Genomic DNA, 22,327 nt, shown 5'->3' on the forward strand with positions numbered 1-22,327 from the left:
AACAGCGCTTCAAGTTCATCATCGCTGATTAGGCCCGCAGGGTAGCGGTCAGCGATGACTCGCCGTGGATCTACCCCCCTGCCGCCCCCGCTCCCCTTGGTTTTGGAGTGCTGGGCCGGTAATTGCGGCGACGTATCGTTGTTACCTTGGGGCACTACCTCTCTGACTGCATTCATCACAACATCCCCGGTTCAACGTAGGGCACAAGCCAGGTTTTTTTCACTACAGAAAGGCGAACCTGCGCTGCCATTCCTGCTGAACATAATGATACAAAACCTATGCCAGCGCACCGAAGAGTAGCGTTGTGGATACAGAAAAGCCCAACGGCAAGCCGCTGGGCTTTTTCACTGGGCAGCGCTTAGTAATGGCTAGCGATGGCTCGGGGCAGGTTGCTGCTGGGTCAAGCAATGGATGTTGCCACCACCAAGCAACAGCTCTCGGCCGGGCACCATGACCACTTCGTGCTGCGGGAACACCTGCTGCAATATCTCCCGGGCCGCGTCATCCGTGGCTTCGGAGAAACTAGGAGCGATGATCCCGCCATTGACGATCAGGAAGTTCACGTAGGAACCAGCCAACCGCACCGAGGGGTCCCGGTGCTGGCTACCCGCGGCGATATCCACCCCTTCGCACTCTTCTGCTGTCGCAAATAGCGGCCCTGGAATAGGCATTTTATGCACTACAAAGGAGCGGCCTTGGGCGTCCGTTGTGTTCTCCAATACCTGCAAGGCTTCCTGGCAGCGGCTGTAGTTAGGATTTTGTGGGTCGTCTGTCCACGCCAGTAACACTTCACCGGGGCGGACGTAACAACAGAAGTTATCCACATGGCCGTCGGTTTCGTCATTGAACAAGCCGTGGGGAAGCCACACAACCTTGCTGACGTTGAGGTAGTCCGCCAGCAGCGCTTCGATTTCGGCACGATCAAGGTGCGGGTTGCGGTTGGCGTTGAGCAAGCACTCCTCGGTGGTGATCACCGTGCCTTCGCCATCGACATGGATAGAGCCGCCTTCGAGCACGAAGCCTTCAGTGCGATAGCGCGCGTAGCGTTCAAGCTCCAATACCTTGCTGGCGACCTGGTCATCCCGGTTCCAAGGGCTATACAGCCCGCCATTAAAGCCACCCCAAGCGTTGAAGGTCCAATCCACGCCACGCACTTCGCCGCTGTCATTGATCACGAAGGTGGGGCCGGTGTCGCGCATCCAGGCGTCGTCGCTGCTCATTTCGACGATGCGGATATTGGGCACGTCCAGGCGAGCACGCGCATTTTCGTATTGTGCCGCCGAGACGGCTACGGTCACCGGCTCGAAGCGTGCGATAGCACGCGCCAAGGCCACGTGGGCCGCCTGCGCGGCCTTGCCACCGAGCCGCCAGTTATCTGCGCGCTCCGGCCAGATCATCCAGATCTGGCTGTGCGGCGCCCATTCGGCGGGCATATGGAAGCCATCTGCGCGGGGTGTGCTAGCGAGGGTTGTCATAGTCAGGACTCCAGCGATCCATCGAAGGTTTTGATCGGGCCAGAAATTAGGCCTGCGATCGCGGAAGGTGCCCCAGGCACTGCAGGTGTGCTCAGGCTTATCCAGGTCAAAGCTTTGAACCAGGACGCCTTCCTCGGTTTCATCGAGCTTGGCACTTTGGCGCCAGATCGGCCTTGTACGTTGGGTGATCTTTATAGCCGATATTAATCGGATTTGAAAGCAGACATAGGCGAGCTGACAGCATACCATAGGATTTAAATGCCGATAAAAATCGGTTTAAATCCGAACGTAATTCCCTGGCTCGCCCGCGTTCGGCCTCATACCAGCGTGCGCCTGGTCGCGAGCAAGCCTGCGGCTACAGGTCTTCCGCCAACACCTTGGCCACGCTGTCGATAAAGAAGTCCACGCTCTGGCGCGTGGTGCACATCGGTGGCTTGATCTTGAGGATGTTGAGGTAATCACCCGTTGGCTGCATGAAAATACCCAACTCACGCAGGCGCTCGCACAACAGCGCGGTTTCCTCCGTGGCAGGCTCTAGCGTGGCGCGATCTCGCACCAGCTCGAGGCCCAGGTAAAAGCCCGAGCCATGGGCCGCGCCGGCAAGCGGGAAGCGCGCCACGAGTTCGTCCAACCGCTGGCGGAAATAGCCCCCTGTTACCCGGGCGTTCTCCCACAAACCCTCCTCTTGCATCACGTCCAGCACGGCCATGCCGATCTGGCAACTGACTGGGCTGCCGCCTGCCGAGGAGAAGAAATAGCCTTCGGCCTCTAGCGCTTCGGCGATCTCTCGCCGGGTGATGACCGCCCCCAACGGGTGGCCGTTACCCATGCCTTTGGCCATGGTGATGATGTCCGGGACCACACCTTGCTCCTCGAACCCCCAGAAGTGCGTACCCAGGCGCCCGTAGCCCACTTGCACTTCGTCGGCGATGCACACGCCGCCACGAGCCCGCACTTGCGCGTAAACCTGCTCTAGGTAACCGGGCGGCAAAGCGATACCGCCGGCATTGCCATACACCGGCTCGCAGATGAACCCCGCTACCTGCCGCTTTTGAGCGCCGAGGCGCATTAGCGTATCGGTTACGCTGCGCAGGTAATCGGCAGTGCTGCCTGGGCCCCGGAAGGCGCCTCGATAGGTATTGGGCGCCACCACGGGATGTACCCATTCCGGGCGGGTTTCCAGGGCCTTGGGGTTATCGGCGATGGAAGTGGAGATCGCATCCGTGGCGACTGTCCAGCCGTGGTATGCCTCCAGCACACTGAGCAGGTCTCGGCCGCCGCTGTAGGCCCAGGCCAGGCGGATCGCCAGGTCATTGGCCTCGCTGCCGCTATTGACCAGGAACACCCGATCCATCGAAGGGGGCGCCAGCTCCAGCAGCCGCTCGGAGAATTCCGCCAGCGCAGCGTAATGAAAGCGTGAGTTGGTATTGAGCAGCGACCACTGGCGGCCCGCGACCTGCGCCATCCGCGGATGGCCATGGCCGAGCACCGCCACGTTGTTGAGCATGTCCAGGTAAGAACGCCCTTGCATGTCGATCAAGTGGTTGCGCCAGCCCCGCTCGATGCGCGGCGGCGCTTGGTAATAGTGCTTCTGCGAGCGGGCGAAGCTGGCGTTTCGGCGCGCCAGCAAGGCCTGCGGATCCTGCTGGGGCGGTGCGTCACAGGCCCAGCCGAGTAAGCCAGCCGGCGACGGGCACAAGGTTTGCCACGCGGCTGCTCGGGAAGGCGTGGTGAATAGCGGTGCACAGGTGCCGGCCTGCATGAGCTGCACCCGCAAGCGGCCACTGGCCTGGCCCAGTGGTTGGCCGGCGGCAAACTGACCCGCCTGTGCGGTGATCCCAGGGCCGTCCAGGTGCAGCATCCAAGCGTCACCACGCAACACCCACGCACCGCTCTCAGCGGCCCACGCCCCGTCGAAAGGCGCGACCAGCGCCTGCTCGGCAGCGAGGAGCAACTCCACATGCAAGGCGAAGGTCTCCGGCTCGGCAGGAGTGTCTGGGCGAGTCTGCGCCAGGCAGTACTCTCCGTAGCGCGTGGAGGCGGCGCCATGACCTGGCAGGGCCGCCGCCAGTTGCTGTTCAACCGCATCAGCTTTTTGCCAGTTGCCTGCCTGCCAAAGCGGGCTGAGCACACCCAGGTCGAGACAGTTCACGTCCTCCGCCGCAAGCCCGGGCAACAGCCGCTCCAACGCGCCTATGCGGGCAGGCGGCGGGGCGAACCCGGCTGCCGCCAGAATGGCGCTTTCCATCAATTGCAGCGGCGCGCTGAGCGCAACATCGAAGACCTCCCACTCGTGGGCGGCGTTGTTCAGCAGATAGCTGTTGTTCGGGTTCAGCTTCAACTGCCGGGCGGTGCTCAGCACCAGTACTGCCGCCCGGTTGACGATCAGCGGCCACAGTGCACGCAGTTCGGCCTCGGTCAGTGGGTTGGCCTGCTGGTAAGCGATAACCGCGGGCAGGATGCCAAAGGGATCGCCTTCGCAATGGTGCAACAGCCCTGCGCAGGTCACGCTAAGGTCAGCGATCCGCCAGGTGTGGGTAAGGTCGCCGAAGTCGATGATGCCTTTAAGGGCCCAGCCGCGCTGCGCATTGCGCTGCCATAAGGTGTTGTCATCGGTCAGGTCCAGATGCACAGCCTGGCTGGGCAGCTCGGCTATCAGCTCGGCCAGGCGCTCTTGCGCCTGCTCGGCTGCATGACGTACCTGAGCCAGGCGCTCGGGCTGTTCGGCCAATACCGGCAGCAGCTGCTCGATCAAGGCCGCAGCGTAGCGTGGGTCCCATTGCAGTGTGCGTTCGAGCCCAGGGTGGCTGAAGCCAGCCAGCGCGCGGCCCACCTGGGCACATAGGCGCCCCATGGCAGACCGAAGCTCCCGCCCCAGGTGCGGCCGCCGCGTGAGCGGTTCGCCATCTAGATACTCAAGCACACGCAGGTGAAGCGCCTGCCCGCTGATCGTCAAGCTCAGCAGCTGCTCGCCAGCGAGGGTCGGTACCACCTTCGGTACGGCCAACCCTTCAAGGGCCAGGTGCTCAAGCGCGGCATGCTGGGCTTGCAGCTCATCGAAGCCGTAACTACCGTGGCACGCCTTGAGCACAAAGCGCCCGGCAGCGCTCTCAACGCGAAAATTCAGGTCTTGCTGGCTGCCGAGGGGCTGCAATTCGCCTTCGATGGCGTAATGCTCGAGGAGTACGCGACGGGCATCGGTCGCAGACAGCTCAGGGTTAGGCAGGCTGGAACGCTGGATCAACTCATGGAGCGACATCAGGGGGCCCTCGGCTTTTTAGGCGCCAATATCGCCACGATGCCGATGGATTAGCAACCCCGTCTGCGCCGCCTACACTGCAAGCGATGAAGGCACGGCGAAGTAATGCGCTTCAGGGCTTGCGCCAGGCCGCCGATGCCCACACAGTACCCCATTTATCCGCAGCGACTTAAGGAAAAAAGGCGCACACACATGCGAATTCTCATCACTGGCGGCGCCGGCTTTATCGGGTCTGCCCTCGTGCGGCACCTCATTGCACACACTGACCACGAGGTGCTCAACGTCGATAAGTTGACCTACGCGGGCAACCTCGAATCCCTGGCGAGCATCGCTACCAACACGCGCTATGAATTCGTTCAGGCAGACATCGCCGACCAACCTGCCATCGCCAAGGTGCTGGCCCGCTTCGAGCCCGAGGCGATCATGCACCTGGCGGCGGAATCCCACGTAGACCGTTCCATCGACGGCCCCTCGGCGTTTATCCAGACCAACATCGTGGGCACCTACGCGCTGCTGGAAGCGACACGCGCTTTTTGGGCAGGGCTCAGCGCCCCAGTGCGGGAAGCGTTTCGCTTCCACCACATCTCGACCGACGAGGTCTACGGCGACCTGCACGGGGTGGACGACCTGTTCACCGAGACAACGCCCTATGCGCCGAGCTCGCCTTATTCGGCCAGCAAGGCGGCCTCCGATCACCTGGTGCGCGCCTGGCACCGCACCTATGGCCTACCAGTGGTAGTCACCAACTGCTCGAACAACTACGGCCCGTACCACTTCCCCGAGAAGCTCATTCCCTTGGTGATCCTCAACGCCCTGGAAGGCAAGCCCTTGCCAGTGTATGGGGATGGCCAGCAGGTGCGGGATTGGCTATTCGTGGAAGACCATGCGCGCGCTCTGCTCGAAGTGGTGACCCGTGGCGAAGTGGGCGAAACCTACAATATTGGCGGACACAACGAACAAAAGAACATTGACGTGGTACGTGGCATCTGCGCGTTGCTCGAAGAGCTGGCGCCCGCCAGGCCCGAAGGTGTTGCCCACTATGCCGACCTCATTACCTTCGTGAAGGACCGCCCCGGCCACGACCTGCGCTACGCCATCGACGCTGGCAAGATCGAACGCGAACTGGGCTGGGTGCCACAGGAAACGTTCCAGACCGGCTTGCGCAAGACGGTGCAGTGGTACCTGGATAACCTCGACTGGTGCCGCCGCGTGCAGGATGGCAGCTATCAGCGCGAGCGCTTGGGCTTCAGCGAACACAAGGACCTGATTGCATGAAAGGGATCGTACTGGCAGGGGGGTCCGGCACGCGCTTGCACCCGATCACCCTAGGCGTGTCCAAGCAACTGCTGCCGATCTACGACAAGCCGATGATCTATTACCCCATTTCGGTGCTGATGCTCGCCGGCATCCGCGAAGTGCTGGTCATCTCCACCCCGCTGGACCTGCCTCAATACCGCCAACTGCTCGGTGACGGCAGCCAGTTTGGCATCCATATCAGTTATGCCGAGCAGCCTTCGCCGGATGGCCTTGCCCAGGCATTCCTGATTGGCGAGGAGTTCATCGGGCAAAGCCCGGTGTGCCTGATCCTGGGCGACAACATCTTCCACGGCCAGCACTTCTCCGACCAGCTGCAACGGGCGGTAGCCCGGCCTAGCGGGGCAACGGTATTTGGCTACTGGGTCAAGGACCCAGAGCGCTTCGGGGTGATCGACTTCGACGAAGCCGGGCGTGCGCTGTCCATCGAGGAAAAGCCTGCGGTTCCAAAGTCCAGCTATGCGGTGACCGGGTTGTACTTCTACGACAACGACGTGGTGCGGATAGCCCGCGAGGTGAAACCCTCGCCGCGCGGCGAGCTGGAAATCACTGACGTGAACAATGCCTACCTGGCCCGCGGCGATCTCCATGTGGAGCGCTTCGGCCGAGGCTTCGCCTGGCTCGATACCGGCACCCACGACAGCCTGCTCGAAGCGTCGCAATATGTGCAGACGGTCGAACACCGCCAAGGGCTTAAGGTCGCTTGCCTGGAAGAGATCGCCTACATGAACGGCTGGATCGATCAGCAACAATTGCTGGTGCGTGCCAATGCCTTTGGCAAGACCGGCTATGGCCAATACCTGTTTGCTCTGGCAAGAGAAGCCCGATGAATGTAGTAACGACCAACGTCCCTGATGTACTGATTCTCGACCCCAAAGTGTTCGGGGATGACCGCGGGTTCTTCCTTGAAAGCTTCAACGAGCGCCAGTTCCAGCAGATCACCGGCCGCCAGGTGGCCTTCGTGCAGGACAACCACTCACGCTCGCAACGGGGCGTGCTGCGCGGCTTGCATTATCAGCTGCAAAACCCCCAAGGCAAGCTGGTGCGAGTGACCAGCGGCGAGGTGCTGGATATCGCCGTGGACATCCGCCGCAGCTCACCGACTTTCGGCCAGAGCGTGGCGGTGATCCTGTCGGAAGAAAACAAGCGCCAGCTGTGGATACCCGAAGGCTTTGCCCACGGCTTTGTGGTGCTCAGCGAGTCGGCGGATTTTCTCTACAAGACCACTGACTACTACAACCCGGCCGCCGAACGCTGCATTGCTTGGGACGACCCAACCCTTGCCATCGACTGGCAGTTGGGCGGCCTCGAGCCGAAGCTGTCCGCCAAAGACCAGCAGGGCAAGGCATTGGCAGAGGCGGACCTGTTCCCATGAGCGGCCCGCTGAACGTGCTGCTGATCGGCGCCAACGGGCAGGTAAGCACCGAATTGCAACGTCGCCTGGGGCCTAAGGTTAACCTGCAGGTCCTGGGTAGCAGCACCCTGGACCTGACCCAGCCCCACGCCATTCGCGAGCAGGTACAGGCGCTGCGCCCCGGGCTGATCATCAACCCGGCGGCGCACACCGCCGTGGACAAGGCCGAAGCCGAGCCGGACCTGGCCTTCGCCATCAACGCCATCGCCCCTGGCGTGCTTGCTGAAGAAGCCGCGCGCCTGCAGGTGCCGCTGATTCACTACTCCACCGACTACGTGTTCGACGGCAGCAAAGCCACGCCCTATGTCGAGACCGACCCTACCGGGCCGCTTGGCGTTTATGGCCAGAGCAAGCTGGCCGGTGAGCAGGCAATTGAAGCGGTCGGGGGCGAACACCTCATTTTGCGCACCAGCTGGGTCTATGCGGCCCATGGGCGCAACTTTCTACTGACCATGCAGCGGCTGCTGCAGGAAAAGCCCGAGCTCAAGGTCGTTGCCGACCAGTTGGGCGCGCCCACCTGGGCCGGCGCCATTGCCGAGAGCACGGTGCAGTTGATAGAGCGCTGGCGGGCCGGGCAAGCGGGAGACTGGGGCGTGTACCACCTGACTTCCAGCGGCGAAACCTCCTGGTTCGGCTTCGCTCAGGCCATCGGCGAGCAACTGCTCGCCGCCGGTAAACCCTGCGCCAACCTGATACCGATCCCCTCAAGCGACTATCCGACCCCCGCCAAGCGGCCGCTGAACTCGCGGCTCGACTGCAGCAAGCTGGAACAACAGTGGGGCGTGCATCAGGCGGCCTGGCACAGCGCGCTGCTGGCCTGCCTGGCCGAAGCGTAACCGCCGTGCGGCGGGTGGAGTAAGATGCCGGGATGATCAAACCCGCCCTTCCCCGCCGCCCACGCTGGCGCAACCTCGCGCTCCTGGCCCTATGCCTGGCCCCACTGCTGCTCCCCTTGCAGCAGCTGGCGGACCGTTATTACCGCAGCGAACTGGTCGGCCAGAACCGACAGACCCTCGACCTGTATGTAGCCAACCTGCTCGGCACACTGCGCCGCTACGAGGTGCTGCCGCCGATCCTCGGCGACCTGCCCGCACTGCGCCAGCTATTGGCCCACCCGGAAGACCCACAGCTGCAAAGCGCGGCCAACCACTTGCTGAAAAACATCTGCGAGCAGACCGGCGCCGAAGTAATGTACCTGATGGACCCTGCGGGCAATACGTTGGCGGCTTCGAACTGGGACCATAAAGACAGCTTCGTAGGGCGCAACTTCGCCTTCAGGCCGTATTTCAACGACGCCATCGCCGGGCATCTAGGGCGCTTCTTTGGTCTGGGTACTACCTCGGGCAAGCGCGGTTACTTCTTCGCGGCCGGGGTGCGAGACGGCGACGAAACCCTGGGCGCGCTAGTGGTGAAGGTCGACCTGGACCACACCGAGACCCTTTGGGGGCGTACGCCCGAGCAACTGGTGGTGACCGACCAATACGGGGTAGTGATCCTCACCTCGAGGCCAGAGTGGCGCTACCGCACAACTCGCCAACTGAGCGAGGTAGAGCGCGCGGCCATCGCGGCCAACCAGCCATACCCTGCCGGGAGCCGCGGCATGCTTGACCTGGGCAGCGCCGGCTGGCTCAGCCAAAGCCGCTTCATTGGTGAAACCGGTTGGACGGTCAATCTGTTGGCCCCGCGTAGCCTTATCGACCGCCCGGTACGCACTGTGGTCGCCGTGGGCGGAGCAGCCTTGCTTGCACTGATCCTGATGCTTGGCCTGATGATGCAACGACGGCGCAACTACCTGGACCGCATTGATTTCGAGGCACGGGCGCGCCAGCAGCTAGAGGTCCGGGTAAGCGAGCGCACCAGCGCCTTGGAAAAGCTCAACAGCCGGCTGCGCCAGGAAGTGCTCGAGCGTGAACAGGCCCAGCAAAAGCTGGTGCAGGCCCAGGACGAGTTAGTGCAGGCCAGCAAGCTGTCAGCGCTGGGCACCATGAGCGCGAGCATCAGTCACGAATTGAACCAGCCCCTGGCGGCCATCCGCAGCTACGCCGACAATGCCGGCGTGCTGCTCGACCACCAACGCACCGAAGACGCCCGCGGCAACCTCAAGGCGATCAGCGAGCTGACCGCGCGCATGGCGTCGATCATTGCCCACTTGCGGGCCTTCGCCCGGCGCGACCGTCACGCCCCAGAGAGTGTGGCCCTGCAACCGGCCCTGGAGGACGCCTTGGCGCTGCTGGCCAAACGCCGCCGAGCGATGGATGTGGAACTGATCCGCGACCTGCCGGACGCCCCTCTTTGGGTGCAGGCCGGGGAAACACGGCTGCGCCAGGTGCTGGGAAACCTGTTGGCCAATGCGCTGGATGCGCTGACCGAGAAAGCCAACCCCAGGCGAATCTGGTTGAGCGCAGAAAAGTCCGCCGAAGGGATAAGCCTGTTTATCCGCGACAACGGCCCGGGGTTCAGCAGCGAGGCGCTGGCCCATGCGCGGGAGCCTTTTTTCACCACCAAAACCCGCACCCAAGGGCTTGGCCTGGGCCTGGCAATCTGCGATACGCTGATGCGCGCGCTCGGCGGCGAGCTGCTGCTGGCTAACCACCCGCAGGGCGGAGCGCTGCTGACCCTGCGGCTGAGGCCCGCGACACCCGGCGTAAGCCCGCAACCTCCCGAGGACCTGGCATGACAAGCCCAGCTGTACTGGATGCGCGCACCGACGTAGTGCTGATTGACGATGACCCACACTTGCGCCAGGCCCTCGGTCAAACCCTGGACCTGGCCGGGCTCAAGGTACTGGCGCTCGAAGATGCCAGTGGCCTTCCGGCGCGCATTGGCCGCGACTGGCATGGGGTGGTGGTGTCGGACATCCGCATGCCGAACGTCGATGGCCTGACGCTGTTGCGCCAGTTGCACGCTGCCGATCCAGAGCTGCCCGTGTTGTTGATCACCGGCCACGGTGACGTCCCCCTCGCGGTGGAGGCCATGCGCGCCGGAGCGTATGACTTCCTGGAAAAACCTTTTCCCAGTGATGCCCTGCTCGACGGCGTGCGCCGTGCCCTTAGCCATCGCCAGCTGGTGCTGGATAACCGCAGCCTGCGCCTGGCGCTGAGCGATCGTCAGGCGCTGGGTGCTCGGCTGGTGGGGCAAAGCCCTTCCATGACGCGGCTGCGGGAGCAGATCGGCGCCCTCGCGGCCACTCGCGCCGATGTGCTGATCCTCGGGGAAACCGGGGCGGGCAAGGAAGTGGTGGCCAGGGCACTGCATGACCTTTCCAGCCGGCGCAGCGGCCCGTTCGTGGCTATCAACGCCGGGGCCCTGGCCGAATCGGTGGTCGAAAGCGAGTTGTTCGGCCACGAGCCCGGAGCTTTCACCGGCGCGCAGAAGCGCCGCATCGGCAAGTTCGAGTTTGCCAACGGCGGCACCTTGTTCCTCGATGAAATCGAAAGCATGAGCCTGGACGTACAGGTCAAGCTGCTGCGCCTGTTGCAGGAGCGGGTGGTGGAGCGGCTGGGCGGCAACCAGCAGATCCCGCTGGATATCCGCGTGATCGCCGCCACCAAGGAAGACCTGCGCCAGGCAGCCGACCAGGGCCGCTTCCGCGCTGACCTCTATTACCGCCTGAACGTCGCGCCTCTACGCATCCCCGCGCTGCGGGAACGAGGCGAAGATATCGTCACCCTGTTCGAGCACTTCAGTGGGGCCGCCGCCGAACGCCACGGGTTGCCGGCGCAAGCCCTGCAACCTGCCCAGCGCGGCGCGCTGCTGCGCCATGGCTGGCCAGGCAACGTGCGCGAACTGCAAAACGCCGCCGAGCGCTTCGCCCTAGGCCTGGACCTGGCGCTGGATGCCCCCGGGGGCGATCCGAGCCTCGCACTGGGCACCACCGAAACCACCGCCAGCGGCCCTTTGAGCGAACAGGTCGAGGCATTCGAGCGGCAGCTGATCAGTGCTGAAATGGCCCGCGGCCATACCTCATTGCGCAGCCTGGCCGAAGCACTGGGCATTCCCCGCAAGACGCTGCACGACAAGCTGCGCAAGCATGGGTTGAGCGTGGGCAGCGGCGAGGAGAATGACTGACCCCGTGATGCTGCTACCGCCCACCACTCCAATGACCCGACCGTTCCCGGGCTCTGCCCGGTCCCACAGGGTTTGGTGCGGGACTTTGGGCTGCTAGGAGGGGATAGCGTCAGCGCACAACGCCAACAGCGCAGCACGCCATGGCGCTTCGGCCGGCAACGCCAGAAAATGCCCATTCAGCAAGCTTTCCCGGGCGGGGTACTCGAAGGGTTGCCCTTGGGTATCTACCACTTCGCCGCCAGCGCCCTCCAGCACACCCTGGGCGGCGGCGGTATCCCATTGGGAGGTTGGCGCCAGGCGCGGGTAACAATCGGCCGCGCCTTCGGCAACGAGGCAGAACTTGAGCGAGCTACCTACGCTAGTCAATTGCAGGTCCCCTACCGCTTCCCCCAGGCCGACCAGCAGACGCTCCTGTTGCGGGCTAGAGTGCCGCCGGCTCGCTACCACCGTAAAGGCTTCGCCCGCCGGTGGGGCCGAACGCACTTGGATCGGCAGCGCCTCCTGGCCCGTGTCGCAGCGCCAAGCACCGAGCCCCGCCCCGCCCCACCAGCAACGGCCGGTGACCGGCATGGCCACCACGCCGAAGACCACCTTGCCTGCGGCCACCAATGCGATGTTCACGGTGAATTCGTCGCTGCCGGAAATAAACTCCTTGGTGCCGTCCAGTGGGTCGACCAGCCACCATTGTTGCCAGCCTTCGCGTTGGGCCAACGGAAGGTCGCAGTCTTCTTCCGATAGGATCGGGATGGCCGGTGCCAGACGCGTGAGCCCGGCGACTATCACATCATGGGCGGCCAGGTCGGCGGCAGTCACCGGTGAGTCATCCGCCTTGGCGGTCACCGCAACCCCGGCGCGCCAGAACGGCAGAATGGCGGCGCCGGCGTCGCGGGCGACGGCCAGCACGCCTTCCATCAGTGGATGGGGAAAGGTCACAGGCTCAATACCCCACGCTGAATCAACAGATCACGCGCCAGGTACAGCGCAGCCAACGCCCGCCCTTCGGTGAAGTCTGGATTACGGGCCAGCTCGGCCAGCTCGCGCAGGTTGACCCTATCCACCCGCATGGGTTCAGGCTCATCGCCTTCAAGGCGTTCCTCGAAGAGGTCGGTGGCCAGCACCACATGGATTTTCTGGCTCATGTAACCCGGCGACAAGGACAGCTCGGTGAGGTGTTCCAGCTGGCGCGCGCCGAAGCCGGCTTCTTCCTTCAGCTCGCGGTTCGCGGCCGCCAGCACGTCCTCCCCCGGCTCGATCAACCCCTTGGGCAGCGAACGCTCGTAGGTTTCGGTGCCGCCGCAGTACTCCTCCACCAACAGCGCATGTTCGGCATCAGCCATCGCCACGATCATCACCGCCCCATGGCCACCGCCATGCCCTACCAGCCGTTCGTAGGTGCGTTCGGCACCGTTGGCGAAGCGCAATTGCACTTGCTCGACCCGGAAGATACGGCTGCTGGCGACGATCTCACGAGCCAGTACGGTGGGTTTGTGGCGCATAGGGGCGGCTCCTTGGCTTGAACGGGTTACTATACCTTGGCTTGCGCCCACGCTGAGCTTGTTTTCCGCTGCCCGGGAGCCCTCCGATGCCTGCTTTAGCCTGGCCCGAAATAGACACCGTCCTGCTCGACATGGACGGCACGTTGCTGGACCTGTATTTCGACAATCACTTCTGGCTGCACCATCTGCCGCAGCGCTACGCCGACGTGCACGGGGTAAGCCTGGCCATGGCGGAGCTGGAGCTGCGGCCGTTATTCGAAACGCATGCCGGCCAGCTCAACTGGTATTGCCTGGACTTCTGGAGCCGCGAGCTGAACCTGCCGATCCTCGAGCTCAAGCACGAGATTGCCGAGCTGATCGCCCTGCGGCCGCATGCCGATACCTTCCTTGAGGCGGTCAAGGGCGCTGGCAAGCGCCTGGTGCTGATCACCAACGCCCATCGCGATTCGCTGTCGCTCAAGCTCGAGCGGATTGCCCTGGCACCCTGGTTCGACCGGCTGATCACCTCTCACGACTACGGCTATCCGAAGGAAGCGGCGCAGTTCTGGGACGCGCTGCAGGCCGACCTGGCCTTCGACCCTGCCCGTGCCCTGTTCATCGACGATACCTTGCCCATCCTGCGCAGCGCGCGCGCCTATGGCATTGGCCACCTGCTGGCGGTAAGCGAACCGGACAGCCGCAAAGGGCGCAAGAACACCGAGGAGTTCGAAGCGGTCGAGGACTTTCGTGAGCTGCTGGCTGGCCTGGCCGGCGTGGCGCGCCAACAAGGGGCCTGAATGGACATCAAGCAGCTCAAGTTCCTGGTGGCACTGGATGAAACACGGCATTTCGGCCAGGCCGCGGCCCGCTGCCACATTACCCAGCCCACATTGTCCATGCGCCTGCGCAACCTCGAGGAAGAACTCGACCTCCCGCTGGTAAACCGTGGCCAGCGCTTTGAAGGCTTCACCCCGCCGGGCGAGCGCATTCTGGCCTGGGCGCGCACGGTGCTGGCTGCCTACGACGGCCTGCAGGCCGAAGCCGCCGCCTGCCGCGGGCACTTGGTAGGGACGCTGCGCCTGGGGGTGGTGCCGTTGTCGAGTTTCGACCCGGTGCCCTTGCTGCGCGGCTTGCATAGCTTGCACCCTGAGTTGCGCTTCGAACTGAGCTCGCTGAGTTCGGACCAACTGCTTGAACAGCTGGCCAGCAACCAGCTGGATTTGGGCGTGTCTTACCTGGATCGGCTCGACCCGTCCCAGTTCGAATCGCTGCCGCTCAGCGAAACCCGCATGGGCTTGCTCCATGACCAACGCCATTACCAGTTCGGCGAGGCGCCGTTGAGCTGGGAGGCGATCAACGAGCTGCCCTTGGGCCTGCTCACCAGCGGAATGCATTTTCGCCAGTCCATCGACCATGCATTCCATAGCCGAGGCCTGCGCCCCCGGCCGCTGCTGCAAACGGACGCCGTGCACCAGCTGTTGCAGGCGGTGCATGGGGGCCTGTGTTGCGCAATCATGCCCCTGCATGGCGGCCTGGAAGCGCTCACCGAGCACTTGCGCCTACAGCCGATCGAACAGGCGCAAACGCTCGCCAGCCTGGGTCTGATCATGCGCCGGACGGCGCCCCGTTCACCTCTGGCACAAGCTTGCTTCACCTATTGCCAGAGCATGAGCGCCGGAGGCTGATCGACGCCATCTATCAGCGAATCGGAATAAGCGATTAGACGGCCAGTCCCACCCGGCATAGGCTCCATGAACCAAACTGCCGGTACCTACACATGCCCGCCCCGCACTCAGCGCCCTTGGCGACTGCCGACGCCGTGCCGTCCGCCAGCCAGGACTACGGCTATGCAGCCCTGGACGGTAGCGAGCCTGCTCGTGCCGCGCTGGCCGAGGAGGTGGCCCTGGCGGTGGCGTACAACGGAGTCAGCCAGGCGGTGATGTTGGTCAGCCCCCGAGACCTGGAAGACTTCGTGGTCGGCTTCAGCGTCGCCAGCGGCATCGTCTCCGGCATCGAAGACGTTTTCGACATTCAGATCCAGGGCGATGACGCCGCCCGGCACGCCCACGTCGAGATTTCCAGCCGAGCCTTCTGGGCCCTCAAGGACCACCGCCGGCAGCTTGCGGGCACCAGCGGCTGCGGCCTGTGTGGTGTGGAAGCAGTAGACCAGGCACTGCCCGAGCTGCCAGTGCTCGCCCCGGCACCCTTGCCGCCGGCGGCCTGGCTGGAAGGGCTGCGCCAGCGCATCAGCGACCTCCAACCCTTGGCGCAACATTCAGGTGCCGTTCACGCCGCAGGCTTCATGAACGGCCAAGGCGAACTGCTGCTGGCTCGCGAAGACATCGGCCGTCACAACGCCTTGGACAAACTGATCGGTGCCCTGCTGCGCCAACGCATCGATACCCGTGGCGGATTAGTGGTGATGACCAGCCGTTGCAGCCTGGAACTCATCCAGAAAATGCTGCGCGCGGGGATTCACACCCTCGTCAGCTTCTCGGCCCCCACCGGCCTCGCCTGCCAGTGGGCGCGCCAGCACCATTTGAACCTCATACATTTGCCGCACCACAGTGCCCCGCGGGTGTACAGCCCCGCGATGGAGATTTGACCGTGACTACCCGACTCAAGGCCGAGACAGCCCCCGCCTCCCCTGCGCGTTACAAGCCCTACACTGGCCCAGCCGCTGGCTGGGGCGCGCTACAAAGCGTGACGCGTTTCTGGCTGGGCAGCGGTAATGCCTTGAAGAACATTCGCGCCTTGCTCAAGACCAACCAGAACGGCGGCTTCGATTGCCCGGGCTGCGCTTGGGGCGAGTCGCCAGAAGACGGCATGGTGAAGTTTTGCGAAAACGGCGCCAAGGCCGTCAACTGGGAGGCGACCAAGCGCCGGGTAGACGCCGCCTTTTTCGCCCGCCATAGCGTGCGCTCGCTGCTTGAGCAGAGCGATTACTGGCTTGAGTACCAAGGGCGATTGACCGAGCCCATGGTGTATGACCCCGAAACCGACCGCTACAAACCCATCGCCTGGGACGATGCCTTCGCCCTGATCGCCAGCCATCTGAACAGCCTCGAAAGCCCCGATCAGGCTGAGTTCTACACCTCTGGCCGTGCCAGTAACGAAGCGGCCTACCTCTACCAGCTGTTCGTGCGGGCCTTCGGGACCAACAACTTCCCCGACTGCTCCAACATGTGCCACGAAGCCAGTGGCGTGGCTTTGTCGCAAAGCGTGGGGGTGGGCAAAGGCACGGTGACATTCGAGGACTTCGAGCACGCTGATGCGATTTTTGTGTGGGGCCAGAACCCTGGCACCAACCATCCGCGCATGCTCGAGCCTTTGCGCGAGGCTGTGGAGCGAGGCGCGCAGGTGGTGTGTGTCAACCCGCTCAAGGAGCGCGGCCTGGAGCGTTTCCAGCACCCGCAACATCCGCTGGAAATGCTCACCAACGGTGACCGCCCGACCAACACCGCTTACTTCCGCCCGGCGTTGGGTGGCGACATGGCCATCGCTCGCGGCATGGCCAAGTTCCTGCTGCAGTGGGAGCGAGATGCCCAGGCCAGCGGCGGCCCAGCGGTGTTCGACCATGAGTTCATCAACGCCCACACCGCCGAGGTCCATGAGTACCTGGCTATGGTGGATGCCACCAGCTGGGAGCAGATCGTAGAGCAGTCCGGCCTGCCCTTGGTGGAGGTGGAGCGCGCCGCGCGTATGTACGCCAAAGGCACCAAGGTGATTATGTGCTGGGCCATGGGCATTACCCAGCACCGCCATTCGGTACCTACCATCCAGGAGCTGGCCAACCTGATGCTGCTGCGCGGCAATATCGGCCGCCCAGGCGCCGGGCTCTGTCCTGTGCGGGGCCATAGCAACGTTCAGGGTGACCGGACCATGGGCATCAACGAACGCCCGCCGGTGTTCCTGCTCGATGCCATGGAAAAGCGCTTCGGCTTTTCGGTGCCGCGCCAGCAGGGGCACAACACCGTGGAGGCCATACACGCCATGCTCGACGGGCGTGCCAAGGTGTTCATCGGCCTGGGTGGCAACTTTGCCCAAGCCACGCCGGATACCCCGCGGACCGCCGAAGCGCTGCGCAATTGCCAGCTGACCGTGCACATCAGTACCAAGCTCAACCGCAGCCATCTGATCCACGGCGAACAGGCACTGATCCTGCCCTGCCTCGGCCGCACCGATATCGACCGCCAGGCAGAGGGGCCGCAAGCGGTGACCGTAGAGGATTCGTTCTCCATGGTTCACGCCTCCTTCGGTCAGCTGCAACCGCTGTCGCCCCTGATGCGCTCCGAGCCGGCGATCATCGCTGGTATCGCTCATGCAACGCTGGGCCCGCGGCCCGTGGACTGGCACTGGCTGATCGCTGATTATCGGCGCGTGCGCGAGCTGATTGCCGACACCATTCCAGGCTTCACCGACTTCAACACCCGGCTAGACCACCCCGGCGGCTTTTATCTGGGAAACACGGCCGCAGCCCGGCGCTGGAACACTGCGAGTGGCCGCGCCAATTTCAAGGCCAACGCGCTCCCGGCCGACCTGCTCCACGACAAAGTGCACGCGGCTGGTGCGGCACCGGATCTGATCCTGCAAACCATGCGCTCCCACGACCAGTACAACACCACCATCTACAGCCTGGACGACCGCTACCGGGGTGTGCGCGGGCAGCGCGAGGTGGTGTTCGCGAACGAAGCAGACATCATCCGCCTGGGCTATCAGCCGGGGCAGAAGGTGGACATGGTGTCGGTCTGGGCAGATGGGCGCGAGCGGCGGGTGAGCGGGTTCACCTTGCTGCCGTTCGATATCCCGGCGGGTCAGGCGGCGGCCTATTATCCCGAAACCAACCCGCTGGTTCCGCTGGAAAGCGTGGGCGACGGCAGCCATACCCCTACTTCGAAGTTCGTGGCTATACGCTTCGAGCGTGCCCGCGAAAGCGCGCGTATTCTCTGACCCTGCACGCTTCGGTGAAGCGGGCCGGATAGGTTCCGACCCGCTTTTCCTTCTCAAGTTTCATAGTTAAAACAATAAGTTAGCTATTTGTGACGAAGTCGTGCGATTGATCGGTTTTCGGTTGTAAGCCAGGGCTCGCCGCAGCAGGATCGCGCCGTCCTAAGCCTGAGATTCCTTACATGAAGCTTGCCTCCGTTATTGCGTTGTCCCTCAGCCTGGTCAGCGGCGCGGCGTTTGCCGGCGGCACTACCGAAGCTGGCGTTGGAGGCGCCTTGGGTGGGGTTCTGGGTTCGGTGGTTGGCCAACAGCTAGGTGGCAGCACCGGCTCAGCCATCGGCGCTGGCCTAGGCGGCGCGGCCGGGAGTGCCGTGGGCGCCGACAAGCACAGCCGTGGCCAAGCGGCCATTGGCGGCGCCTTGGGCGCAGCCGGCGGTAACGTGATCGGCCGCAGCGTAGGGGGCAGCACCGGCAGCCTGATCGGCGCCGCGGCGGGGGGTGGCGCCGGAGGTGCCCTTGGCAACTATATGGGCGCGGACGACGACCATGAGCGTGGCGGCAATTACCGTGGCCGCGCCGACCGCCGCTGGGAACACGACCATGGGCGGCATTACGGGCATCGCAAGCACTGGCGCCATCGCTAAGCCGCTCTGCACCCCGGGCGGCTTGCGCCGCCCTTCCTGCTCGGATCCATTCCGACCAAATGCTCGCGCCCCCTCTGTTCATTTTCTGAAGTCACGTTTACTCTGCCGCGCAAATGTAACAGCATTGCGACATCATCCTGCTCGATAGCCAGCGCAGTGGTGTCGGCACGCCAGGAAACCCGCGATGACTTCAGCCAATGACGACGGCCTCACTCACTTCCAGCGCCTGGACCCCAGCCAGATAGACGTGGTGCTGGGGAGCGCGCGCTCGGCCCGCCCTGCACCGCCTGCGCGTGAAGGGCGGGGTACCGTATGGTTGTTGGCAGTGGTGGCGATTGCGATCGCCGGCTGGGGGTTGAGTAACCGCGGCGGTGCGGGTGACGTAGCAGCCGTGGCTGCAACGAACCCACCTACGCCGGTGGTGACTGAGCCCGAGGTCCGTCCAGTAGCGGTAGTGAATACCGCCGTCGCCAATCAAGTGGTCAACCAGGCGACCGTAGTGATCATCAATGCCCCCGCCAGGGCGGGGTCGCCTAAAGCGGCCGCGCCTACCGAGCAGGCTGCCCCGCCAACAACCCCACAGGGCTTGGTGTCCGCGCAATATCTGGCTCAGTTCAAAGCTGGAGCCAACAGACCCGCGGCGACCGCTCCGCGGCAGGTACAGATTGCATCTGTCACTATCCGCGAGTGGGACGGCCCGAACCGTTATGTCGCCCGCTGGCGGATCGAAGATAACGAGATCGACCAGAACTCAGTGTGCTTCAACTTTCCGGACGACAGCATCGAGCATCGCGAATGCCGCCGCGCCGCCCAGCAGTACTTCCGCGATCAGTGTAAAGACTGGACCCGCCGCGCTGAAAAGGCCCACGATCGCGAAACCCGCGATGCACGCAGCCAGTTTTGTGCCGTCGCGCAGGGCTTTGCGCCCTAAAGGGCCGTGTAGGACCGGGCGGCAGCTCGCAAATATCGGTTGCCCCCGTTCGCAACACCCTCCAAAAAAAACCCCGCACACAGGCGGGGTTTTTCGTTACGCCGGGCTAATTACAGCTGAGGACCGGCGGCACGGATAGCGTCGGAAACTTCGAATTTCTTGAAGTTTTCCACGAAGAGCGCGGCGAGGCCTTTCGCGGCTTCGTCGTAAGCTGCCGGGTCAGCCCACGTGGTGCGCGGCTTGAGCAGGCCGGTGTCAACACCGGGAACGGCTTTTGGCACGTCCAGGTTGATGATGTCCAGATGCTCGGTTTCAGCGCCAACCAACGCGCCGCTTTGAATAGCAGCAATCACGCCACGAGTAGTGGGGATGTTGAAACGCTTGCCCACGCCGTAGCCACCGCCGGTCCAGCCGGTGTTAACCAGGTATACCTTGGAACCGAAGGCACGGATGCGCTTGATCAGCAGCTCAGCGTAAACGCCAGCCGGGCGCGGGAAGAACGGCGCACCGAAACAGGTGGAGAAGGTCGACTTGATGCCGGCACCGGAACCCATTTCAGTGGAGCCAACCAGTGCGGTATAGCCGGACAGGAAGTGGTAAGCGGCCTGTTCTTCGTTGAGGATCGACACTGGCGGCAGCACACCGGTCAGGTCGCAGGTCAGGAAGATAACGGCATTGGGCTCGCCACCGAGGTTCTTCGGTGCGATCTTGTCGATGAGTTCGCGAGGATAAGCCGCACGGCTGTTCTGGGTCAGGCTATCGTCGGTGTAGTCCGGTAGGCGGGTTTCCGGGTTCAGCACCACGTTTTCCAGCACCGCGCCGAACTGGATGGCTTTCCAGATCACCGGCTCGTTCTTCTGGGTCAGGTCGATGCACTTCGCGTAGCAGCCACCTTCGATATTGAAGACTACGCCTTCGCCCCAACCGTGTTCGTCGTCGCCGATCAAGTAGCGGCTTTCATCCGCCGAGAGGGTGGTCTTGCCGGTGCCGGACAGGCCGAAGAACAGGGTAACGTCGCCATCCTCGCCCATGTTCGCCGCGCAGTGCATCGGCAGAACGTCAGCGGCCGGCAGCAGGAAGTTCTGTACGGAGAACATGGCCTTTTTCATCTCGCCGGCGTAACGCATGCCAGCGATCAGGACCTTCTTGGCGGCGAAGTTGATGATCACACAGCCGTCGGAGTTGGTGCCGTCACGCTCTGGTTCACAGGTGAACCAAGGAGCGTTGAGTACCTGCCATTCTTGCCGGGAGGCAGGGTTGTACTGCTCCGGGTTGATGAACAGGCAACGGCCGAACAGGTTGTGCCAGGCAGTTTCGGTGGTCATCTTCACGGCCAGGTAGTGGCTGGCGTCGGAGCCTACGTGAACATGGGAAACGAAGTGATCGCGCTCGGCAACGTAGGCGCTGACACGATCCCACAAGGCGTCGAACTTGTCCGCCGCAAACTTGCGGTTGATCGGGCCCCAGGCAATGTCGTCCTGGCTGGACGGCTCTTCCACGATGAAGCGGTCGACTGGCGAACGGCCGGTGCGGTGCCCGGTTTTCACGACCAGCGAGCCATTGGCGGCAAGCTCACCTTCACCGCGACGGATGGCCTCTTCGACCAGTTGAGCGATGCTGATATCGGTATACACGGCGTTTTTGGCTTGCGTCATGAGAATCCCCGTCGGCGATTTAGCCGAGTGCTCCAAACGTTTGTAGTAGAAAACCGCACCCTACTACAGCTAAAAAGTGGCCGGATTATGCCTAGAACCGAGGGAAAAGAGTAGCTCTCTCCGCTCGAAACGGCGCTATTCCGGCGCTTGCAGCCTTATTTACGTTGCTGAAACTGTTCAGTGACGGCTATCTGACGGTGCATCGACTCCACCGCCCGCAAAGAGTTGCGCAACATCTGCGGCGTCGAACAGGTAGCGCTGGTTACAGAACTGGCAATCGATTTCCACGGTGCCGCCTTCTTCCTTGAGCAACGCTTGTGCGTCGTCCTCGCCGAGGCTGATCAACGCCCGCGCCGAGCGCTCCCGCGAGCAACTGCACTGGAACTCCACCGGCTGCCGATCGAAAAGCCGCACCTGCTCCTCGTGATAGAGGCGGTGCAGGATCGTCTCGTTGTCCAGGCTCAGCAATTCTTGCGTGCTCAAGGTACCGGCCAGCGCCAGCAAATGCTGCCAGTTATCGTCACGTTCTTGTGGATCCTTGCGTTTTTCCGCAGGCAACTGCTGCAGCAACATGCCCCGTGCCCGGTGGCCGTCCGCCTCGAGCCGGAAACGAGTACCCAATTGCTCCGACAGGGCAAAGTAGTTCGAGAAGCACGCCGAGAGATTTTCCCCATCAAGCGAAACGATGCCCTGGTACCGCTGCCCCTGGGTGGGGTCAATGGTCATTGCCAGAGTGCCATTGGGCATCAGCGCCTGCAAGCCGTCTTCCGCACCGATCAGCGCTTGGTCGTAGCGGGCGAGCCCACGCACTTGCAGCGTGTTGGAGCACTCGACCATCAGCAGGGGAATAGGCCCGTCGGACCGCGCCTGCAGTATCAACAAGCCGTCGAACTTGAGTGTCCCGGCAAGCAACGCGGCAGCGGCGACGAACTCACCTAGCAACTTCGCCACAGGTGCGGGATAGGGATGCTTAGCCAAGACTTCGGCATAGCTGCGCTCTAGCGAGACCATTTCGCCGCGCACGTCGGCGTCGTCGAAGATGAAACGTTGGGTGAAATCATTGTTCGGCAGATCGTGCATAGGTTCGGCTATCACAAAAAGATGACAAAATATGTATCGGCGCTGATAAAAGCCCGACTCGATGC

At 63.3% G+C, this 22,327-nt stretch carries 18 protein-coding genes; 12 read left to right on the plus strand and 6 right to left on the minus strand.

Annotated features, from left to right (window positions below; all coding sequences use genetic code 11):
• Positions 1–368: 368 nt before the first annotated feature.
• Both aguA and OGL93_RS06980 read right to left on the minus strand, forming a co-directional pair.
• The gene (gene aguA, locus OGL93_RS06975) at positions 369–1,475 is read right to left on the minus strand and encodes an agmatine deiminase (protein ID WP_263261743.1); all 1,107 of its coding nucleotides are present in this window, start codon (positions 1,473–1,475) and stop codon (positions 369–371) included.
• 355 nt (positions 1,476–1,830) lie between these two features.
• Positions 1,831–4,734, minus strand: coding sequence for an aminotransferase (locus tag OGL93_RS06980; protein ID WP_263261745.1), 2,904 nt, complete (start codon positions 4,732–4,734; stop codon positions 1,831–1,833).
• 192 nt (positions 4,735–4,926) lie between these two features.
• Here OGL93_RS06980 and rfbB point away from each other — a divergent pair, with 192 nt between their 5' ends.
• Genes rfbB through OGL93_RS07010 form a run of 6 tightly spaced genes read left to right on the plus strand, consistent with a single transcriptional unit; the run spans position 4,927 to position 11,530 of the window.
• Entirely contained in the window at positions 4,927–6,009 is a 1,083-nt protein-coding gene (gene rfbB / locus OGL93_RS06985) for a dTDP-glucose 4,6-dehydratase (protein ID WP_263261747.1), read from the plus strand.
• Positions 6,006–6,878 (plus strand): glucose-1-phosphate thymidylyltransferase RfbA, encoded by an 873-nt coding sequence (gene rfbA, locus OGL93_RS06990; RefSeq protein WP_263261748.1) that lies wholly within the window; start codon positions 6,006–6,008, stop codon positions 6,876–6,878. Before rfbB ends, rfbA begins: the two co-directional genes overlap by 4 nt.
• Complete coding sequence (gene rfbC, locus OGL93_RS06995) at positions 6,875–7,423, plus strand: dTDP-4-dehydrorhamnose 3,5-epimerase (protein WP_263261749.1); 549 nt, start codon at positions 6,875–6,877, stop codon at positions 7,421–7,423. The genes rfbA and rfbC overlap by 4 nt, the downstream gene beginning before the upstream one ends.
• Positions 7,420–8,298: a dTDP-4-dehydrorhamnose reductase gene (rfbD, locus tag OGL93_RS07000; RefSeq protein ID WP_263261750.1), complete on the plus strand. Its 879-nt coding sequence runs from the start codon at positions 7,420–7,422 to the stop codon at positions 8,296–8,298. Before rfbC ends, rfbD begins: the two co-directional genes overlap by 4 nt.
• Positions 8,299–8,333: 35 nt before the next feature.
• On the plus strand, positions 8,334–10,139 hold the full coding sequence (locus tag OGL93_RS07005; protein ID WP_346659636.1) for an ATP-binding protein: 1,806 nt from the start codon (positions 8,334–8,336) through the stop codon (positions 10,137–10,139).
• Positions 10,136–11,530 carry a sigma-54 dependent transcriptional regulator gene (locus OGL93_RS07010; RefSeq protein WP_263261752.1) on the plus strand — a complete coding sequence of 465 codons (1,395 nt, stop codon included), beginning with the start codon at positions 10,136–10,138 and terminating at the stop codon, positions 11,528–11,530. The genes OGL93_RS07005 and OGL93_RS07010 overlap by 4 nt, the downstream gene beginning before the upstream one ends.
• 93 nt (positions 11,531–11,623) lie before the next feature.
• Here the strand turns inward: OGL93_RS07010 and cysQ are convergent, their stop codons facing one another.
• Together cysQ and nudE are read right to left on the minus strand one after the other, a co-directional pair.
• Positions 11,624–12,442, minus strand: a complete 819-nt coding sequence (gene cysQ / locus OGL93_RS07015) for a 3'(2'),5'-bisphosphate nucleotidase CysQ (protein WP_263261952.1) — start codon at positions 12,440–12,442, stop codon at positions 11,624–11,626.
• Positions 12,443–12,459: 17 nt separating this feature from the next.
• Positions 12,460–13,026, minus strand: coding sequence for an ADP compounds hydrolase NudE (gene nudE / locus OGL93_RS07020; RefSeq protein ID WP_263261754.1), 567 nt, complete (start codon positions 13,024–13,026; stop codon positions 12,460–12,462).
• Between the two features lie 86 nt (positions 13,027–13,112).
• Here nudE and yrfG point away from each other — a divergent pair, with 86 nt between their 5' ends.
• The 6 genes from yrfG (at position 13,113) to OGL93_RS07050 (ending at position 19,527) form a co-directional block, all read left to right on the plus strand.
• On the plus strand, positions 13,113–13,802 hold the full coding sequence (gene yrfG / locus OGL93_RS07025; RefSeq protein ID WP_263261755.1) for a GMP/IMP nucleotidase: 690 nt from the start codon (positions 13,113–13,115) through the stop codon (positions 13,800–13,802).
• A complete protein-coding gene (locus OGL93_RS07030) occupies positions 13,803–14,690 on the plus strand; it encodes a LysR family transcriptional regulator (RefSeq protein ID WP_263261756.1) in 888 nt (295 codons plus the stop codon). It abuts the gene before it with no gap.
• Between the two features lie 92 nt (positions 14,691–14,782).
• Positions 14,783–15,610 (plus strand): formate dehydrogenase accessory sulfurtransferase FdhD, encoded by an 828-nt coding sequence (gene fdhD, locus OGL93_RS07035; RefSeq protein WP_263261758.1) that lies wholly within the window; start codon positions 14,783–14,785, stop codon positions 15,608–15,610.
• Positions 15,611–15,612: 2 nt separating this feature from the next.
• On the plus strand, positions 15,613–17,955 hold the full coding sequence (locus tag OGL93_RS07040) for an FdhF/YdeP family oxidoreductase (protein ID WP_263261759.1): 2,343 nt from the start codon (positions 15,613–15,615) through the stop codon (positions 17,953–17,955).
• Positions 17,956–18,134: 179 nt separating this feature from the next.
• The gene (locus OGL93_RS07045; RefSeq protein WP_263261760.1) at positions 18,135–18,596 is read left to right on the plus strand and encodes a glycine zipper domain-containing protein; all 462 of its coding nucleotides are present in this window, start codon (positions 18,135–18,137) and stop codon (positions 18,594–18,596) included.
• 184 nt (positions 18,597–18,780) lie between these two features.
• On the plus strand, positions 18,781–19,527 hold the full coding sequence (locus OGL93_RS07050) for a hypothetical protein (protein ID WP_263261762.1): 747 nt from the start codon (positions 18,781–18,783) through the stop codon (positions 19,525–19,527).
• Between the two features lie 110 nt (positions 19,528–19,637).
• On the opposite strand, the gene OGL93_RS07055 is transcribed toward OGL93_RS07050, so the two are convergent.
• Together OGL93_RS07055 and hslO are read right to left on the minus strand one after the other, a co-directional pair.
• Complete coding sequence (locus OGL93_RS07055; protein ID WP_263261763.1) at positions 19,638–21,182, minus strand: phosphoenolpyruvate carboxykinase; 1,545 nt, start codon at positions 21,180–21,182, stop codon at positions 19,638–19,640.
• Positions 21,183–21,359: 177 nt separating this feature from the next.
• Positions 21,360–22,262 (minus strand): Hsp33 family molecular chaperone HslO, encoded by a 903-nt coding sequence (gene hslO / locus OGL93_RS07060; RefSeq protein WP_263261765.1) that lies wholly within the window; start codon positions 22,260–22,262, stop codon positions 21,360–21,362.
• Positions 22,263–22,327: the final 65 nt, after the last annotated feature.

This window comes from Pseudomonas sp. RIT-PI-S (assembly GCF_025642975.1).
Taxonomy (GTDB): domain Bacteria; phylum Pseudomonadota; class Gammaproteobacteria; order Pseudomonadales; family Pseudomonadaceae; genus Aquipseudomonas.

Coding starts and splice junctions, on each gene's coding strand:
- aguA (WP_263261743.1), bottom strand. CDS start 1,475: ATGACAACCCTCGCTAGCACACCCCGCGCAGATGGCTTCCATATGCCC.
- OGL93_RS06980 (WP_263261745.1), bottom strand. CDS start 4,734: ATGTCGCTCCATGAGTTGATCCAGCGTTCCAGCCTGCCTAACCCTGAG.
- rfbB (WP_263261747.1), top strand. CDS start 4,927: ATGCGAATTCTCATCACTGGCGGCGCCGGCTTTATCGGGTCTGCCCTC.
- rfbA (WP_263261748.1), top strand. CDS start 6,006: ATGAAAGGGATCGTACTGGCAGGGGGGTCCGGCACGCGCTTGCACCCG.
- rfbC (WP_263261749.1), top strand. CDS start 6,875: ATGAATGTAGTAACGACCAACGTCCCTGATGTACTGATTCTCGACCCC.
- rfbD (WP_263261750.1), top strand. CDS start 7,420: ATGAGCGGCCCGCTGAACGTGCTGCTGATCGGCGCCAACGGGCAGGTA.
- OGL93_RS07010 (WP_263261752.1), top strand. CDS start 10,136: ATGACAAGCCCAGCTGTACTGGATGCGCGCACCGACGTAGTGCTGATT.
- cysQ (WP_263261952.1), bottom strand. CDS start 12,442: ATGGAAGGCGTGCTGGCCGTCGCCCGCGACGCCGGCGCCGCCATTCTG.
- nudE (WP_263261754.1), bottom strand. CDS start 13,026: ATGCGCCACAAACCCACCGTACTGGCTCGTGAGATCGTCGCCAGCAGC.
- yrfG (WP_263261755.1), top strand. CDS start 13,113: ATGCCTGCTTTAGCCTGGCCCGAAATAGACACCGTCCTGCTCGACATG.
- OGL93_RS07030 (WP_263261756.1), top strand. CDS start 13,803: ATGGACATCAAGCAGCTCAAGTTCCTGGTGGCACTGGATGAAACACGG.
- fdhD (WP_263261758.1), top strand. CDS start 14,783: ATGCCCGCCCCGCACTCAGCGCCCTTGGCGACTGCCGACGCCGTGCCG.
- OGL93_RS07045 (WP_263261760.1), top strand. CDS start 18,135: ATGAAGCTTGCCTCCGTTATTGCGTTGTCCCTCAGCCTGGTCAGCGGC.
- OGL93_RS07050 (WP_263261762.1), top strand. CDS start 18,781: ATGACTTCAGCCAATGACGACGGCCTCACTCACTTCCAGCGCCTGGAC.
- OGL93_RS07055 (WP_263261763.1), bottom strand. CDS start 21,182: ATGACGCAAGCCAAAAACGCCGTGTATACCGATATCAGCATCGCTCAA.
- hslO (WP_263261765.1), bottom strand. CDS start 22,262: ATGCACGATCTGCCGAACAATGATTTCACCCAACGTTTCATCTTCGAC.